1 protein-coding gene and 2 pseudogenes are annotated in these 2,341 nt (G+C 41.8%); 1 reads left to right on the top strand and 2 read right to left on the bottom strand.

The window, feature by feature from the left end:
• Window positions 1-45: 45 nt before the first annotated feature.
• A pseudogene (locus ACFFAP_RS37550) lies at window positions 46-660 on the bottom strand (ion transporter); the annotation flags it as partial.
• 8 nt (window positions 661-668) lie between these two features.
• Window positions 669-1,587 (bottom strand): annotated as a pseudogene (locus ACFFAP_RS37545) (DUF389 domain-containing protein); the annotation flags it as partial.
• Between ACFFAP_RS37545 and ACFFAP_RS37540 the strand changes: the two are divergent.
• A complete protein-coding gene (locus ACFFAP_RS37540) occupies window positions 1,586-2,155 on the top strand; it encodes an S-layer homology domain-containing protein (RefSeq protein ID WP_375515959.1) in 570 nt (189 codons plus the stop codon). The pseudogene ACFFAP_RS37545 and the gene ACFFAP_RS37540 overlap by 2 nt on opposite strands.
• Window positions 2,156-2,341: the final 186 nt, after the last annotated feature.

Below are 2,341 nucleotides of genomic sequence, written 5' to 3'. Positions count from 1 at the left end.
TCATTTTGGCAGTTTTTGACTCTTCTTTTTTCAGGCTTTGTGAGAAATCCGGGCTTCGGGTGTTTTGGGCGAATAGTCAGAACCCATCGTTGTCATGAGCATTGCTGTCCACCAAAAAGCAGTGCTGTAGTTGTGCAGCCCCGATTCGACAGGAACTTCGTTTTCAAATGTATACATTCCTGCTGCTCCTACTACAGTAACGATCGCGGTTAACGCCACAACATAACCAAACCCTCGACGGCTAATACTTGCTCCTAAAACCCGCATTCCTTGGTTAGCACGAGTCATGACTCGCAACAGTTGTAGTCCTCGCACAGCCCGTGCTGTTCTTAGTATCCGTACCACCCGTATAATCCGAAAAGTCCGCAGTGCTGGCAATATCAGAGAAATAGCTGTTAGCCAGTTGCTTTTGATATAGGAAATTTTCTGAGGAGCGATCGCTAGTTTAAGTAGAAAATCTAATATAAAAATAATCCAAATAGTGATACTAACGGCTTCCAGGAAAGGATTTAACCCCCAGATGATTTCGCTCAGGAATAGTGCTAGCCATACAAAGCCTAGCACCAGCATTGGAGTTTCTAGCCAATCTTCCAATTGTTGCAAGACTTCGTTACGTTCTTTTTCTAGGGCTTGTTTTTCCGAAAGCTTTGAACTACTCATAAATGGTCTTATTGTTTACTAGCAGGTGTTTCTAGCACGTTGACATCAACTAGAGGTGTCACATTAAAGTCCTGTTTTAATAATTGAGTTTGAATTGATTGAGTGAGGCGATCGCGGATTTCTTCAGCAGACTCTTTCATTTCCGGTTGACGCTGCACATAAACAACACATAGCAGAGTATCCTGTCCTTCAATATTGGATCGTGTAAAGCGCACATTCGACTCGACTAATTTTGCTAAACCAACTTGCTTCACAGTTTTTTGGACTTGGGCGTTGGCACGTTGGGCAAGGCTAGAGCGTTGTAGATTAGGAGAATGGGAGAACTGCCAAGTAAGTAAACCTGCTACCTGCTAATGCGATGACAGTGATCGCCAAGGCAGAAAAAAATACGCGTTTTTTACCACGCTGATAACGGGTTCCTTGAGGAGACAGCCCATAAATTCGGAACAAGAGGGCTGCTGAAAAATTGATGCCGCATAGTTGCAAAAACAGTAAGAATAGCTCCGAAGTTACCATATCCCACCTGCCAATTGCACTTGCCATACCCACAATTCCCGCAGGTGGAGCCAAGGAAGCAGCAACTAACATACCCGTTGCTGCCCCAGATACTAAACTACTCTGCTGTGACTGAACCAAGGTGAGCGCCCCTGCTGCTCCGGCTGCCAATGGTAAAATCACTGCTACTGCTGAAACTTGGCTGCTTTCTAGCATTAAAGTAGTCGGCATTTCTTGCCTTAGTATTAGGCTAAGTAGCCAAGTAGTGGCAATTGTGACTGTTAAAGCGGCAAAATATCGAAAAATACTCCGCCCCAAGAGTTTGCGATCGCCCCATGCAGTAGCGATCGCAGTATTCATTGCCGGGCTTGCAAACGGTGCAATCAGCATCGCTGCCACTAATAAGTAAGCTGTATTAGTATACAAGCCAATCCTGTCAGGTTATGCTGGTGGTTACTTTCGTCCTAATCGACCAGTTTCTAAGGTTGAGGCTATAGTTGCTTTAAATAAAGGTTTGAATTTAACTACTAGTGCATCAGCAGTTACCGTCCCTACAGTCGCGCAGAGAGTAGTTCCTAAACAAACCGTACAAAAATCTGTTAGACGACGTATTTTTATGCCTTTTGCATTTTCTGCTTTAATGCAACCTTTATTAATACTAAAAGCCCAGGCTGTACCAGCTAATGGTGTGACTCCTTCAACAACTGATCAACAGGCAACTCATCCTGCATCATTTATTATTACTAATACTTACGCAGATGCTAAGAAGATTCCCCAATATGCAGTTGGAGATGTAGCAACAGCAACCGAAAAAAATCTAGTGGTGAATTATCCAAATACCAAAGTTCTTAATCCAAGAAAAGCTGCCACGCGCGGAGAGATTACAGCTTTAATTTATCAAACCTTAGTTTCTCAAGGAAAAATCGAACCACTTGCTATTAATTCATCTGCTAATCAATATATTGTTCGTACTCCTATTAGAAACGAAAAGGTTAAATAAATCTGATTTGTCTTTAATATAGAGTAATATATCCAGGATCAACGCATCTAATTTTGTGCTGAACAATACAAATTATTGAACTAAAGTATGAAGCGCTAGGGCAAGTTAAGGTAACAGATAAATTGAATGAAATCACGGGAATTCTTGATTAATTTCCAAATTAAGATAGGTAAAATTTTATATTAA

This window comes from uncultured Nostoc sp., from assembly GCF_964245575.1.
Lineage (GTDB): Bacteria > Cyanobacteriota > Cyanobacteriia > Cyanobacteriales > Nostocaceae > Nostoc.
Note: the sequence above shows the minus strand (reverse complement) of the source record. Positions and strands in the feature narration are given on the sequence as shown.